This is a genomic window from Streptomyces sp. NPDC030820 (genome assembly GCF_055572075.1).
Genome location: NZ_JBVIEB010000006.1, coordinates 443,630 through 457,304, shown reverse-complemented (window position 1 = coordinate 457,304; position 13,675 = coordinate 443,630). Strand labels below are relative to the sequence as shown.

The following is a 13,675-nucleotide window of genomic DNA, read 5'->3' as shown; positions in this document are numbered from 1 at the left end:
CTTTCGCTGTCCGCACATGGCGATCCCTCTTCCCTCCCCCCATGCTGTGTTCGCGACACCCCCCCCCACCGAAACCCCGTTTGGGGGCACACTGCTGTTGTTCTGGCCCGGCTCCGGCCCCGGCGCCACCAGTACCGACGGTCCGAGCCCTGAACGGGTCCGTGCCGCCGGTCGGCGCCTGGCACGGTTCCTGCGCGACGCCGCCGGCACCGGCCACGCCGTCGGCCCGGGACCCGCACCCCGCACCCTGGTGCAGCCGCCCGCCGGCAAGCGGGGGCCGGCCGAGGCACTCGCCGCGGCCGACCTCGTCGAGCGGCTGCCCTGGGGCAGTTGCTCCCTCGACCTCCAGGGCAGGTTCACCTACGTCAGCGCCACCGCCGCCGCCCTACTGGGCGCGAGCAGCCCCGACGACCTGATCGGCACGCGTCCCTGGCAGTCCTTGCCCTGGCACACCGACCCGGCCTTCGAGGACCACTTCCGCGCCACCGTGGTCAGCCGGAAGCCCGGCTACTACACCGCCATGCACCCGCCGGACCAGTGGCTCGCGTTCGAGCTCTATCCCGACGGCTCGGGGGTGAGCGTCCGCATATCGCCGACCGGTCCGGGCGGGGACTCGCAGCCGGGGCCCACCAGGACGGAGACGTTCCGGGGCGAGCCGATCCGCTTGGGCGAGGTCTACCAGGTGCTGCACCTGGCCGCCGCCCTGTCGGAAACCGTGGGCGTCTCAGACGTGGTCGATCTGGTCACCGAGGAGATGCTGCCGGCGTTCGGAGCCCGGACCGTCGCCCTGCTCGCGGCCGAGGACGGCAGAATGCGGGTCATCGGCCGCAGCGGCTACAACCCCTCGCTGCTCGAACACTTCGACGGCGTGCCGCTGACCCACCCGGCACCCGCGGTCCGGGTCCTCGCCACCGGCGTGCCCAGCTTCTTCGCCTCCTTCGACGAGCTGTCCCGGGCCTACCCGCCCGCCCCGCACCAGAAGGGTCTGCATGCCTGGGCGTTTCTGCCGCTGATCGCCTCCGGGCGTCCGGTGGGCTCGTGCGTGTTCGCCTTCGACCGGCCCCACCCCTTTCCCGACCAGCAGCGGGTCGTCTTCATCGCGCTCGCGGGACTGATCGCGCAGGCGCTGGAACGGGCCCGCCTGTACGACACCAGCAACGAACTCGCCAAGACCCTGCAGGCGGCCCTGCTCCCCGACTCGCTGCCCGACCTTCCCGGACTGGATGTGGCGGCCCGCTATCTGCCCAGCGTCCGCGGCATGGACATCGGCGGCGACTTCTACGACCTGGTCCGGGTCGACGACACCACCGCAGCCGCGGTCATCGGCGACGTCCAGGGCCACAACGTCACCGCCGCCGCCCTCATGGGCCGGGTGCGCCCCGCCATCCGCGCCCACGCCGCCTCGGGGGCCACGCCGTCACAGGCCCTCGAGCAGGCCAACCGCCAGCTGGTCGCCATGGACCCGGGCCGCTTCGTCAGTTGCCTCTACGCCCACCTCGACCTCGCACACCACCGAGCCGTCCTCGCCACCGCCGGCCATCCCCCGCCCGTGCTGCGTCACCCGGACGGCCACGCCGAGGTCCTTGCGCTCCGACCCGGCGTGCTGCTCGGCATCGACCCCGACGTGGACTATCCCCCCACCGAGATCGCGCTGACGCCCGGGACCGTCCTGGCCCTGTACACCGACGGCCTCGTCGAGACTCCCGGGGTCGACATGGACGACGCCATGTCCGGGCTCGCCGCCCAGCTCGCCCGGGCCTCGGCCCAGCCCATGGACCGGCTGGCCACGACCCTGATCGACCATGCACGGCAGACCGCGCCCCGGACGGACGACATCGCCCTGCTGCTCATCGGGCTCGCGACCGCCGGGTAGCGCGCCCCCGGCCAGACCTCGCCGGCAGGCATTTGGGACGTACGGCATGCCTTGACAGCGAAGAGACGGAGGGCAACGATGGGAACTATGGAAACTAATCCAGTTTCTCGAGTTTCCACCAGTGACGAGCGGCGTGCGGACGTGATCGTGGAGGCGGCCGGCCGGCTGTTCTTCGGGTCGGGTTTCGCGCGGGTGAGCATGGACGATCTCGCTCGTGAGCTCGGGATGAGCAAGAAGACGATCTACCGTCATTTCCCGGACAAGCGCAGCCTGCTGGCCGCGGTGCTGGACCGCCAGTTCGCCGCGGTGGAGCGCACGCTGGTGGCGGCGACCGAGGACGCAGCAGGGCAGCCGTTCGCTGTGCGGGTGCAGCGGTTCCTGATCGCGGCGGGCAGTGAGCTCGGGCGGATCGGCGCGCCTCAGCTCGCGGCGGGGCGGGGCGACGCGATGCTGCGCCAGTACGTGGAGCAGCGTGTGGACGCGGTGGTCTACCGGCGGCTCGACGAGCTGTTCCGGGAGGGACACCGGCAGGGCTTGCTGCCGGCGCCGCCCGAGCTGCTGAGTGAGATCACCCGCGGCGCGTTGGAGCGGCTGCTCATGTCGGAGTTGCCGCGCGATCTGCACTGGACCGCGGCCGATCTGCTGCGGGCGACCGTCGACACCGTGCTGTACGGGGCGATCCGCCCGACAGGCCAGGGCATCGGCGACGAACAACCCCGGGCGGTTATCCCGACGGCCCACGACGACGATCAGGAGGTGGGCCCATGACCGGGACAACCGGCAGGGTGGCATTGGTGACGGGGGCCAGCAGCGGAATCGGCGCGGCCACGGCGCGACTTCTGGCTGCGCGAGGAATGCGCGTGGTGGTCAACTACCTCCGCAACACCAAGGCGGCCGAGGAGGTCGTGGCCGACATCGAGGCCACGGGCGGCCAGGCCATGGCCGTGCAGGCCGACGTGCGCGAGGAGGCGGCCGTCGAGAGCATGGTCGGACAGGTCCAGGCGGCTTGGGGCGGCATCGACGTGCTCGTGCACAACGCGCTCATCCCGTATGCGGTCAAGCCGTTCCAGGACATGACGTGGGAAGAACTGGGCGGCAAGATCGACGCCGAGATGCACGCGGCGTTCGCGGTCACCAAAGCCGTACTGCCCACGATGACCGAACGAGGGTGGGGACGCCTCATCTACATCGGCACCGGACTCAGCCGCCTGCCTCGGGCGGGCATGATCGCGCTGGGCGTTTCCAAGGCCGCACTCGAGCAGTTCGCCCGGTATCTCGCCCAGGAACTCGGCCCGCAGGGCATCACGGTGAACGTCGTCTCGCCCGGCCCGGTGGAGTCCCGCACCGCCGACGCCGTGCTCGACGACGCGACGAGGCAGCGGCAGGTGGCCGCCACCCCCTTGGGCCGCCTGGCCTACCCGGCCGATGTCGCCCAGGCGGTCGCCTTCTACGCCGCCGAGGACAACTCCTTCATGACCGGTACCACGGCCGCGGTCAACGGCGGCATGGCCATGTACTGACGCCCCGCTGACCTCCGCACACGCGGCCGAACCCTTAAACGATCAAGGAAAGACGTTCATGCACACGATCGACCTGGCCTACGTCGGACGAGGCCTGCACGAGGAGCTGGCCGCCTACATCGCCGACCAGCAGGACTACTACGCCGAGGAGGGTGTCCACGTCGCGCTGCGCGACGGCTGCACCTGGGACGTGGAACGGCTGCGCCGCTGCGCCACCATCGGGCTCGGCCGGGCACTGCTGTCACGACTGACCGACGGCACCCCGTGGGTCGCACTCAGTGTCAACACCCACCGCCCGCTGTTCTGGTTCCTCGCCCGCCCCGGCCTGACCTCCCTGGCAGACCTGGCCGGGCGACGGCTGGCGGTCCACGCCCCGCACACCCCGCCCGGCGCATTCGCCCGGATCGTGCTGCGAAAGGCCGGCCTTGACCCGGACCGTGACGTGAAGACCATCGTCCGCTCGCCCGGCGACTACGGCATGGATCTGCGCCGGCTCAACGACGGCAGCATCGACGCCGCCTACGTCGGCAGCACCATGGCACCGGAGGCGGTGGCCGCCGAGCACGGCTGGCAGGTGCTGGCCTGGGTCGGCGACCACTTCCAGATCCCCACCGTGGGCGTGGCCGTCGACCCCACCTACATCTCACCGGACGACCCTGCGGTCCAGGCCGTCGTACGAGCCCACCGGCGCGCCCTTCAGATGATCCACGACGACCCCGACACCACGGTGCGCCACATGCAGACGTTTCTCGGCGGACAGACCGCGGAAGAGGCCCGAGCCCACTACGACACGTTCATCGCGCCGTACTTCACCACGGACGGCCAGGCCGACCTCGCTGTCGGCGACAAGGCGATCACCGCGGTCGCCGCCGAACTCGGCGTCCCTGCCACCGTCACCGCGGCCGAGTTCTACCGCACCGCGGCCACTGCCTAGGCATCAGGAGTCGAGTCGTAGGGTGCGAAGCCCTGGGCCCGCGGGCCGATGGTGTCACTCCGGTGACCGCGACCGCGGCGTGGTTCTTCTCAGGTATGGGTTTCCTCCCTCCGAGCCGCCGTCGATCAGGGCCCTCCCGCCTCCGCGGTCTTCCACCGGCGACCAGCACAACGGTCACGGACTACGCCGAGCCCGCCTCGGAAGTGCCCACGCCGGTCGTGCGGAAACTGGCCCGGAACGCACCAGGTGTCACACCCAGCTGCCGTAGAAACGCTCTGCGAAGCGACTGCGGTGAGCCGAACCCCGTGCGCCGGGCTAGCACAGCCATGGGGTCATCACAGGTCTCCAGCAGCGCCTGGGCTTCGAGCTCTCGGCGACCGCGTCCAGGACCCGGCGGGGTATCTCTTGGCGGCTGTGCGGGGCACGGGAGCGGACGCTGAACTGGGACGGGCCACCCGGTCGTTGCATGAAGACGACCATGTCCTTGGCGACCGCCCGAGCGACCTCCGCGCCGTAGTGATCTTCGACGAGCGCCAGCAACAGGTCGATACCGGCGCTGACGCCCGCCGATGTCATCATCCGCCCGTCCCGCACGAAGATGGCGCCCGGCTGGGCCTCCACGGACGGAAAACGCAGAGCCAGCTGCTGCGAGTTCCGCCAGCACGGCACGACGGCAGAAGTCCGGCCGCGGCCAGCAGAAACGCTCCCGTGCACACCGTTGCCGTACAACGGGCCTTCTCATTCAGCTGCCGGACGGCATCCAGGAGGGCGTCGTCCTTGATCAGCGTCTCCCAATCCGGACCGCCCGGGGTCACCAGAACGTCGCACGACTCACGTACCTCATCGACACGCAGGTCAGCGCTGAGGCGGGTCCCGGCGGAGGTGACCACCTCCGCCCCGTCCTCGGACGCGAGCTGCACCCGATAGCGCCCGCCGAACTCGTTGGCCGACGCGAACGCCTCGATGGGACCGGTCACATCGAGCAGCCGCACGCCCGGGAAGACCAACACGGTCACGGTGAGCGGGCCCGTTCCTGGGCGCTCGTTGACCACGACCGGCTTGTTCCCTGCTGGGAGGTGTGTTCTACGGCCAGGAGCTCGTCGGGTTCCAGGTCGAGAGCGACCAGCGTATGCACGGCCGTGCGTACTTGCCCCATGGTGGCTGCGGCGTGGATGCTCTGTCCGGCGGCTTCGCCGATCACCATCGCGGTACGGGCGCCGGGCAGGGACAGGGCATCGAAGCAGCCGCCGGCTCCCTGAGTGCCCGGCATGAGCAGATGGGCGGTTTGAATGCCCGTTCGTGGAGCCTGACACGGAGCCAGCAAATGCCGCTGAATGGTTGCGGCGGCGGTGTGCTCGCGGCGAATCGACGGACGTTGTCGAGACACACTGCCGTGTGAGCCGCCGCTTCCATGCCCAGAGCGCATGTGGCCACCGCAACACCAGTGAGGCTCGGGCCGCGGAGAAGGAGCCGCTGGCACGCTTCCGCAGTGGGAGAAGGCGTCGCTGACAGCGCAGGTACGCCACACCGGTCACCCCGCTCAGGGGCACGGTGCGGCGCAACCCGGGTGCGAAGCGCCCGCTGAGCGGGCGTCAACATGCGCCAGAGACGAGGTCGGTTGATCTGGCCGAACAGGCTAATCCAGACGGGATACCTGATAGTGGCCGATGGACCAGTCGTCCCCTGTGCGGACAACGAGGACGGAGAGTTTCACGTCCAGCGGGGGCCGGTCCGTGAACGAGAACTCGACGGCGAGGTAGCCGAGGACGAGGTCGTCGGCGTGCCGCCTGGTCTCGAGGATCCGGTATGCCGCCTTCATGCCGAGGGGCTGGGAGCCGTAGTAGTCGGCGACGCCCTGGCGTCCGACGCTGTAGGGGTGCAGCCCCTGGAAGACGGCGTCCTCGGTGAAGAGGGCGGCGACGCGGTCGGGCTGGTGCGCGTCGACCGCGGCCTTCCACTGGTCGAGCACTCCGCTCAGGATCTCCGCGTCGTCGGTCGTGGCGGTCATGTCCACTCCTTGGTCCAAGACTCGGTGTACGGTCAGTGTCCGGCGCTCATGCCTCCGTCGACATGGAGGATCTCGCCGGTGACGAAGGGCGCCTTCTCCAGGTGGAGCACGGCGTCGACGATGTCGCTCACTTCACCCATCCGGCCGACCGGGTGCAGGGCGGCGAGGAACTCATGGGTCTCCTCGGGGTGCATGGGGGTCTTGATGGTGCCCGGCGACACCGCGTTGGTGCGGATGCCACGGCGGGCGTACTCGATGGCGAGGGACTTGGTCGCGGACTGCAGGCCGCCCTTGGTCAGAGCGGCAAGCACCGAGGGCACCCTGGAGTCAGCGCTGTCCACCAGGCTGGTGGTGATGTTGACGATGTGACCGCCGCCCTGGGCGAGCATCTGCTCGACCGCCAGCTGAGTGATACGGAAGAAACCGTTCAGGTTCACGCCGATCACGGCCGCATAGTCGTCGAGGGTGTAGTCGGTGAAGGGCTTGGCGACGAAGACGCCCGCGTTGTTCACCAGAGTGTCGACCCGGCCGAACCGCTCCACCGCGGCGGAGATGACACGGCCGGCGGTGGAGTGATCCGCGACGTCCCCCTGGACGGTGACGACCTCCGCGTCGTCCGAGGGTGCGATGGTGCGGGAGGTGGCGACGACCGCGTACCCGAGTGCGCGGTAGCCGTCCACCAGTCCGGCGCCGATGCCCTGTGACGCGCCGGTGATGACGGCGACCTTCTGCTGCGCAATGCTCACGGTGATCTTCACTTTCGAGGTGGGAGGACTGTTCCGGACCGGTGGAAGAAGCACTAGCCGACCGGTCGACTATTCGACGATAGGCAGCCGTGCGCCCGTGAGGCAACGGTTGGCGGCCCCTCCGCTGGGACTCGATTCCTCCCGTCTGGGAGGCCGTGGCTCTCAGTGCAGGTGAGGACGTCGCAGGTAGAGGACCACGGATTGCGTCGGCACCCGACGGATTGCGTCGGCACCCGACGGATCGCGTCGGGACCGACGGGTTGCGTCGGTGCCGGGGAACGGCGGCTTCCGTCGGCGGGGACTCGGTCTCTACTGGCGGTACGGGTCGTCGGCGGGCAGCCAGGCGTCGGCGGCGTGTATGCCGAGGTCTACGACGCCGTCACACAGGGCGTCCATGGCAGCGATGACCGCCGCGCGTGCCTCGTCCTCGCGTCGGACGAGGGACCAGGTCCAGTAGACCTCGGGGGCGACGACGGGGCGTCGCACCAGGTCGGCCGGGAGCGCGCAGGTCTGACCCTTGGGCGAGTTGATGATCGGACGGTCGCTGCGGCGGACGTGGTCGAAGAAGGCCGGGCCGGTGATGCCGCCGTCCGATATGGGCACGGCTCGGGCTCCGGTGTCACGGGCGAGTTCTTCGGCGTAGACGTTCCAGGACGACCAGGACGTGATGTCGTCGTCGAGGAGAACCGCGGTGTCCCGGGCCCGCACGGGGCTAGTGTCGTCTCCCTTGGCGACGGCATAGAGCCGATCGGCGCCGAGGATCCGGGCGTTCAGGCGGTGCCGTTCCACGTCCTCGGCCCGTACCCAGCACACCGCGAGATCGAGGCTGCCGTCGGCCACCCGGGCTGCCTGGGTGTGGGAGGGGGCGACCCAGGCGTCGATGTGGATCTGAGCCACCGCGGAGGTACGAACGGTCAGATCTCCGGGCAGCCAGTTGACGTAGCCGAGCCGGACCGGTTCGGAGCCGGACAGCCGGCCGGCGCGGCGCTGGAGGTCATCCGCCCGTTCCAGCAGAGCGCGGGTGTGCGGGAGCAGTTCCGCACCGGCCGGAGTGAGGGACACCGAGCGGCGATCGCGCTCGAAGAGGCGCACCCCGAGGTCGCGTTCGAGGGCCTTGATCTGCTGGGAGAGGGAAGGGCCCGCGATCAGAAGCCGCGCGGCGGCCCGGCCGAAGTTCAGCTCCTCGGCCACCGCGATGAAATACCTCAGTTGGCGCAGCTCCACGCCCGTCATGCTACGCGCGCTGGGAGGTGTCACCTATCAGCAAGGAGGGAGCCGGTCGTGGCAACGTCCCTGGTGGCAGGGCCAGGATGGAGGCACGAAGGCGAGGACGGGGCACCGAACGGCCCTACGACGCGGATCCAGTGACTCCGGCGTGGATCCGAGAGGAGCGAGGAGATGCCAGAGTTCCTGGTGCAGATCACCACCACCGTCCCCGAGGGCGTCGGTGCGGACGAGGTCGGGCGCCGCCGAGCCGCCGAGGCCGTCCGCGCGGCGGAACTGGCCGCTTCCGGCCATCTGTACCGGCTGTGGCGTCCGGTCGGCGAGCTGCGCAGCATCGGCATCTGGCGGGCCGCCGACGAAGCCGAGCTGCACGAGAAGATACTCGGCACACTGCCGCTCCGGTCCTGGATGACCTTCACCGTCACCGCACTGGTGCCCCACCCCAACGACCCGGGCACGGTCGGCGCGACGCAGTGACCGGCGCCTGTGCCGGGGCCATCGCCGTCACCCATGGCTGCGGCACCGAGGCCTTCATCAACCAAGATCTGCACCGCGTCAGAGGGATATCCACATGAGTTCGCCGGACCTGGGCCTGTCGTCCGTTCGTCCGCACCGCACGCTGCACTCGCCGCGCGGCCACGCGGCCCAGGCCGCCGCGGCGCTGGCGGCAGGCATGGGCGTCGGCCGCTTCGTCTACACCCCGATCCTGCCGCTGATGCACGCACAGGCAGGGCTGTCCGCGAGTTCCAGTGCGAACCTGGCCACCGCCAACTATGTCGGATATCTGATCGGCGCGCTGGCGGGCATCCTCGTCCCGGCACTGGTCCGCTCCCGTCTGCTCCTTCGCGTCTCCCTGGTGGTGCTGACCGCCACTCTGGCGGGGATGCCCACCGTCCACAGCACCGGCGCGTGGCTTGCGCTCCGGCTGCTCGCCGGGATCACCAGCGCCCTGATCTTCGTCATCGCGGTCAACTCCCTCCTCGGCCACCTCAGGCAGCACCCCGCCCACCTGACCGGCTGGGCCTTCGGAGGCGTCGGCGCCGGGATCGCCCTGTCCGGTCTGGTCGTCCTCTTCCTGCGCGCGTTCGGCGACTGGCGCGCCGCCTGGTGGGCCTCGGCCGTGCTCTGCGCGCTCATGACCGTCGCCTGCTGGACCTTGCGTCCGGAGGAAACGCCCGCACCCTCCGGCGGCGGGGCGGGCTCGCATCCCAGGACACGGGTACACCGCTGGTTCAGCGCTCTGTTCGTCAGCTACACGCTGGAGGGCATCGGGTACATCGTCGCCGGCACCTTCCTCGTCGCCGCGATCGGACAAGGCTCCCCGGGCTGGGTCGGCAGTGGCGCCTGGGTGCTGGCCGGACTGGCCGCCGTGCCGTCCTCGGCGCTGTGGGCATGGTTCGGGCATCGCTGGTCCCGCCCCGGCCTGCTGCTCACCGCGCTGGTCATCCAGGCCGTCGGCATCGCCCTGCCCGCCGTCGTCGGCGGGGTGCCGGCCGCACTGGTCTCCGCGATCCTGTTCGGCGCGACGTTCATCGGCATCAGCACCCTCACCCTTGCCGCGGGCGCTCATCTGCGGTTCCCGCGGTCGGTCGCGCTGCTGACCGCCGGCTACTCGGTCGGCCAGATCCTCGGCCCGCTGGCCGTCACCCCCTTGCTCCACCACGGCTACCACCAGGCTCTGATCCTGGCCTCGGCGGTGGTCCTGGCCGGCGCGGTCGCCGCCGCCGTGCTCCGCGTCGGCTTCCCCCACGCGATGCCGGTCGTGGACCAGAGCCCTGCGGCACGGTCTGCCGGGCAGGTAGGGCAGTCCGCACCGGTGTACGCCTGCCCCGTGCCGGACGAGGACGAGGCCTGAGGAGACCGGCCCTCCCGGGCCGCCGCAGCCGCCGGGAGCAGTCGCGCAGGCGAAGATCGGGCCTCAGACGTCGGCCACGGCCTCCTGCGTCGGCCGTCCGCCGAGGAGGGCCAGGCAGTTGGGCCACAGGGGGCCGAGCCGGTCCGTGTCGTTGTACAGCTTGGCGAACATCACCTGGCCTTCCAGTTGGGCCACGACGGCGCGCGCCGCCTCACGGGTGTCGGCCACGGCGGCCTCGCCGCGTTCACGGGCCTCGGCGATGACGGACTCCACCATGTCGACCTGTGCGTCGAAGATCTCCTGCAGCCGCTCGCGGACCGCCTCGGTCTGGTTGCTCAGCTCCAGAGTGAGGTTCCCGAACAGACAGCCCGCCACGGTGCCGCAGCCCAGCTGGACGGCACGCTGGCCGGCCTCCGTCTCCTCGAACAGCCGCCGCAACCGCCACAGCGGCTCCGCGTCACCGGTCAGGGCTTGTGTCCAGTCGCGCTTCTGGGCCGCCCAGTGTTCGTCGACGACCGCGAGTGCGAGGGCCTCCTTGGACTCGAAGAAGTAGTAGAAACTCCCCTTCGGCACCCCGGCGGCCTTGCAGATCTCGGCCACGCCGAGCGCCGAGTACCCGCGCTCCTCGATCAGCGAGCGGGCGGCGTCCAGGATCTTCCGCCTGGCGTCAGAGGTGCGTCCCATGACATCAGCGTACGAAATAACCGACCGGTCGGCTACCTTCAGCGAGCGAACCTCGGGCGGCCGTAGGACGCCGATGCGGGAAGAGGCTCTCGGCCCGGTCAGCGCGCGAACAGAAGCACAACGGTCTCGGTTCGTCCCCACAATCACCCTCCTCCCGTCTGTCGAACTGGGCACTGGTCGGTTCCGCACGAGGAACCGCTACGCGGATAGGCCGTGTCGCGCGCGGAGGTCGATCGCATCCGCTGGCGGCCACGTCCTGGGGCGAGTGCCGCACCGCAGACCTCTCAGCCGACGTGGCGCGGTCGACTCAGCGGCTTTCTACCGGTTACGAACGCGCGACGCAGACGCTGCTTGAGGAACGGACACCAGAGTCGGTGCTGCGAGCGTTGGCTCATGGCACGCGGATGGGCAACGAGAGTCAGTTCATCGTGCACGAGGCGATCCGCAAGGCGCCGCCCGTCCACGAGGACGGCGAGGCCCTGTGGGAGCGCGCCACCGCGGACTACCGTGACGCGCTGCACACGACCGCCCGCCATATGCACACCCTGACTCCACCGCCCTCCTACCCGGTGGAGGAGGAGACAGCCGACCTGCTCTGGCACTGGTTCGGCCCCACCGGCTGGCGCACCCTGGTGGTCGAGAGCGGCTGGTCCTGGGACCGTGCCGAGGACGTCCTGTATCGCACGGCGGTCGCCGCACTGCGCTGACACCGCTTGCGGGGCGGCGGCGAGACGGGGGCGACACGTCGCCTGTCCGGCACCAGGTCGACATCGTCTGACGTTGGCCGGGCGTCGGCTCCGCGCCGCCCGCGCTTCAACGGCGGAACTCATCAGTGAGGTGCGGCCGAGGCTCATGCAGTCCTGGACGCCGGCCCTGCGCGGTTTCGGTGCTCGGCGGGCCGACGGCCGCCATGAGTATCGAGGGTCTGCGTCCGGCGTGCGATCCACCACGGCTACGTGGCTGGTCAGCCGGCTCCTCACCCGCCTTGTCGGCCGATCATAGATCGAGGACGACCTCGGTGGTCGGCTTGCTGCAGCAGACCAGGACGGTCCCGGCCTCGGGGAGTTCGAGGGGTGGGGTGGTGTAGGTGATGTCGCCTGCGACGAGGTGGGTGATGCAGGTGTGGCACACGCCGGTGCGGCAGGACCAGCGGGTGGGGATGTCGCAGGCTTCGGCAAGATCGAGGAGGGACGCGTGGGCGGGTGACCACGGGGTCGTGATGCCGCTGCGGGCGAAGGTGATGAGGGGGCCGGTGCCCGGTGGACCGGATGGTTGGTGCGGCCGCACCACGGCGGTGGGGGTGACGCCGGGGTTGATGGCCGGGAGAGCGCTGAACTGTTCCGTATGGATCCGCTCGGGGCGCAGACCATGATCGCGCAGGAAGCCACCGACGTCGTCCATGAAGGCGGGTGGTCCGCACAGGTAGGCGTCGGCGTCGGTGGGGATGCCCATGGCCGTGAGTGATCGTGCGGTCGGGCGGCCCTGGGTGATGTAGAGCTCGCCGGGATGCGGGGTTTCGGAGGTGTAGTAGATGTGCTCGTGGGCGTTGGGGAGTTGCGCCAGAAGGGCGTGGCTCTCCTCCGCGAAAGGGTGGTGGGCGCGGTCGTGGGCGGTGTGGATCCACCAGACAGGGCGTGCGTCTGTTGTGGCGGCGAGTCGGTGGAGCATGGCGAGCACGGGGGTGGCACCGATCCCTGCGGAGATCAGGAGGATCGGGCGGGTGCTTTCTTGGAGTACGAATGTTCCGCGGGGGCTGGCGATGTCCACGAGGTCCCCGGGGCGGAGCGTGGCATGGATGTAGCTGCTGACTTTCCCGTGGGGCTCGTGCTTGACGCTGATGCGGTAGGTGTCGGCTGTGCGTGCGGAGGAGAGTGAGTAGCTGCGCACTGCGGGGGTGGCATCGCCGACGGCGAGGCGGATGGACAGGTACTGGCCCGGACGGGCTTCGGGCAAGGGTGTGCCATCAGTGGCGGCGAGGTAGATCGACGAGACGGTGGGGGTCTCAGGGACGATGCGGGCGATGCGCATGGTCTTGAACCCCGGCCATTGCGGCTCTTGTCTGGGCTGCTGGCAGCTGGCGCGTTCGCCCGGCCATCCCGGTTCCTGTTTAGGCTGCTGGGCGGCGGCGAGTTCGCGGAAGGACTGCTGCCATCCGGGGCTGAGAGCGGGGATGTTCAGTGCTTTACGCAGCTTCGCGGGGTCGCGACCGGGGAGGTAGAGCAGCGCGTCGATCTCGGCAACGCTGAGTTGTTCGGGACCTTTGCGGATGAGGCTGATCTCATCGCCGGCTTCGACGCGCCCCTCGGTGAGGACGCGCAGGTAAAAGCCGGGTCGGTGGTGGGCGACCAGCAAGGAGGCCATGGTCGGTTCGCCCAGGCGCATGCCGACCCGGTAGCAGGTGACGCGGGGCTGGGAGACTTCGAATTCCGCTTCGCCGATGCGGTACCGGTCACCGATGCATACTTCGTCGTCGGGCAGGCCGTCGACCGTGAAGTTCTCCCCGAAGATCCCGAAGGTCAGGTCGTCGCGTCCGAGCTGTTTTTGCCAGTACTGGTAGGACTGCAGCTGGTAGACGAGGACGGCTCGCATTTCGCCGCCGTGCCCGGCCAGATCTCCTTGACCGTCTCCGTCGACGTTCAGCCGCCGGACCATGCGGCAGCCCTGGACAGGGGCCTTCCAGGCTCCGGTGTGCACGGTCCTTCCCTGCCAGGGCACATCCTTGGGCAGTCCTACGTTGACGGACAACAGCGTCGCCATGGTGGACCTCCTGCGCGATGGTAGCCGGGACAGCCCCCTCATGACGCTGTGCCTCGCAGAGAAGCGCGCTCAGC

The 13,675-nt window shown here is 69.9% G+C and carries 16 protein-coding genes; 7 read left to right on the top strand and 9 right to left on the bottom strand.

Annotated elements, in window-relative coordinates; translation table 11 throughout:
* Positions 1-97: 97 nt before the first annotated feature.
* The 4 genes from ACZ418_RS19790 to ACZ418_RS19775 all read left to right on the top strand — a co-directional run bounded on the left by ACZ418_RS19790 (position 98) and on the right by ACZ418_RS19775 (position 4,327).
* Positions 98-1,873, top strand: a complete 1,776-nt coding sequence (locus ACZ418_RS19790; RefSeq protein WP_468364264.1) for a SpoIIE family protein phosphatase — start codon at positions 98-100, stop codon at positions 1,871-1,873.
* Between the two features lie 141 nt (positions 1,874-2,014).
* Complete coding sequence (locus tag ACZ418_RS19785; RefSeq protein WP_468364261.1) at positions 2,015-2,641, top strand: TetR/AcrR family transcriptional regulator; 627 nt, start codon at positions 2,015-2,017, stop codon at positions 2,639-2,641.
* Positions 2,638-3,393, top strand: coding sequence for an SDR family NAD(P)-dependent oxidoreductase (locus ACZ418_RS19780; protein ID WP_468364258.1), 756 nt, complete (start codon positions 2,638-2,640; stop codon positions 3,391-3,393). Before ACZ418_RS19785 ends, ACZ418_RS19780 begins: the two co-directional genes overlap by 4 nt.
* 58 nt (positions 3,394-3,451) lie before the next feature.
* Positions 3,452-4,327, top strand: a complete 876-nt coding sequence (locus ACZ418_RS19775) for an ABC transporter substrate-binding protein (protein WP_468364256.1) — start codon at positions 3,452-3,454, stop codon at positions 4,325-4,327.
* Between the two features lie 181 nt (positions 4,328-4,508).
* On the opposite strand, the gene ACZ418_RS19770 is transcribed toward ACZ418_RS19775, so the two are convergent.
* From ACZ418_RS19770 to ACZ418_RS19740, 7 genes are all read right to left on the bottom strand, one after another.
* Positions 4,509-4,655 (bottom strand): hypothetical protein, encoded by a 147-nt coding sequence (locus ACZ418_RS19770; protein WP_468364254.1) that lies wholly within the window; start codon positions 4,653-4,655, stop codon positions 4,509-4,511.
* Positions 4,643-4,906: a hypothetical protein gene (locus ACZ418_RS19765; protein WP_468364251.1), complete on the bottom strand. Its 264-nt coding sequence runs from the start codon at positions 4,904-4,906 to the stop codon at positions 4,643-4,645. The genes ACZ418_RS19770 and ACZ418_RS19765 overlap by 13 nt, the downstream gene beginning before the upstream one ends.
* The gene (locus ACZ418_RS19760; protein ID WP_468364249.1) at positions 4,903-5,343 is read right to left on the bottom strand and encodes a DJ-1/PfpI family protein; all 441 of its coding nucleotides are present in this window, start codon (positions 5,341-5,343) and stop codon (positions 4,903-4,905) included. Before ACZ418_RS19760 ends, ACZ418_RS19765 begins: the two co-directional genes overlap by 4 nt.
* On the bottom strand, positions 5,340-5,597 hold the full coding sequence (locus ACZ418_RS19755; RefSeq protein ID WP_468364246.1) for a SpoIIE family protein phosphatase: 258 nt from the start codon (positions 5,595-5,597) through the stop codon (positions 5,340-5,342). Before ACZ418_RS19755 ends, ACZ418_RS19760 begins: the two co-directional genes overlap by 4 nt.
* A gap of 366 nt (positions 5,598-5,963) precedes the next feature.
* Positions 5,964-6,335 (bottom strand): YybH family protein, encoded by a 372-nt coding sequence (locus ACZ418_RS19750; protein WP_055704903.1) that lies wholly within the window; start codon positions 6,333-6,335, stop codon positions 5,964-5,966.
* Positions 6,336-6,367: 32 nt separating this feature from the next.
* Complete coding sequence (locus ACZ418_RS19745; protein ID WP_468364243.1) at positions 6,368-7,081, bottom strand: SDR family NAD(P)-dependent oxidoreductase; 714 nt, start codon at positions 7,079-7,081, stop codon at positions 6,368-6,370.
* Positions 7,082-7,390: 309 nt separating this feature from the next.
* Entirely contained in the window at positions 7,391-8,314 is a 924-nt protein-coding gene (locus ACZ418_RS19740) for a LysR family transcriptional regulator (RefSeq protein ID WP_468364241.1), read from the bottom strand.
* A 165-nt stretch (positions 8,315-8,479) separates the two neighbouring features.
* Here ACZ418_RS19740 and ACZ418_RS19735 point away from each other — a divergent pair, with 165 nt between their 5' ends.
* Positions 8,480-8,782 (top strand): muconolactone Delta-isomerase family protein, encoded by a 303-nt coding sequence (locus ACZ418_RS19735; protein WP_468364238.1) that lies wholly within the window; start codon positions 8,480-8,482, stop codon positions 8,780-8,782.
* Positions 8,783-8,876: 94 nt separating this feature from the next.
* A complete protein-coding gene (locus ACZ418_RS19730; RefSeq protein ID WP_468364236.1) occupies positions 8,877-10,160 on the top strand; it encodes a YbfB/YjiJ family MFS transporter in 1,284 nt (427 codons plus the stop codon).
* A gap of 63 nt (positions 10,161-10,223) precedes the next feature.
* Here ACZ418_RS19730 and ACZ418_RS19725 read toward each other — a convergent pair whose 3' ends face one another.
* On the bottom strand, positions 10,224-10,844 hold the full coding sequence (locus ACZ418_RS19725) for a TetR/AcrR family transcriptional regulator (RefSeq protein WP_468364234.1): 621 nt from the start codon (positions 10,842-10,844) through the stop codon (positions 10,224-10,226).
* A gap of 404 nt (positions 10,845-11,248) precedes the next feature.
* Here ACZ418_RS19725 and ACZ418_RS19720 point away from each other — a divergent pair, with 404 nt between their 5' ends.
* The gene (locus tag ACZ418_RS19720) at positions 11,249-11,551 is read left to right on the top strand and encodes a hypothetical protein (RefSeq protein ID WP_468364232.1); all 303 of its coding nucleotides are present in this window, start codon (positions 11,249-11,251) and stop codon (positions 11,549-11,551) included.
* Positions 11,552-11,840: 289 nt separating this feature from the next.
* Here ACZ418_RS19720 and ACZ418_RS19715 read toward each other — a convergent pair whose 3' ends face one another.
* A complete protein-coding gene (locus ACZ418_RS19715; RefSeq protein ID WP_468364229.1) occupies positions 11,841-13,601 on the bottom strand; it encodes an MOSC domain-containing protein in 1,761 nt (586 codons plus the stop codon).
* Positions 13,602-13,675: the final 74 nt, after the last annotated feature.